General features: G+C 62.3%; 1 protein-coding gene. It reads left to right on the forward strand.

Annotation, left to right across the window (positions count from 1 at the left end; genetic code table 11):
* Positions 1–26: 26 nt before the first annotated feature.
* The coding region (locus tag SB786_RS36575; RefSeq protein ID WP_410731629.1) for an HU family DNA-binding protein at positions 27–265 on the forward strand (239 nt) is incomplete at its 3' end.

The following is a 265-nucleotide window of genomic DNA, read 5'->3' on the forward strand; positions in this document are numbered from 1 at the left end:
TTTTCTCAACTCAACACAGGAAGCAGATGAACAAACAGGAACTCATTGACGCAGTCGCCGCAAGCACGGGCGAGACCAAGGCAGCCACGGGAGCCGCAATCGACGCGATCCTCGAAGTGGTCACCAAGGCGGTCACGTCGGGCGATTCCGTGCAGCTCGTCGGCTTCGGTTCGTTCTCGACCGGCCAACGTGCCGCTCGCGTCGGCCGTAACCCGGCCACGGGCGCGGAAATCCAGATCGCTGCGGCGAAGACGGTGAAGTTCAC

Source organism: Burkholderia sp. SIMBA_062, from assembly GCF_046534765.1.
Classification (GTDB): domain Bacteria; phylum Pseudomonadota; class Gammaproteobacteria; order Burkholderiales; family Burkholderiaceae; genus Burkholderia; species Burkholderia ambifaria.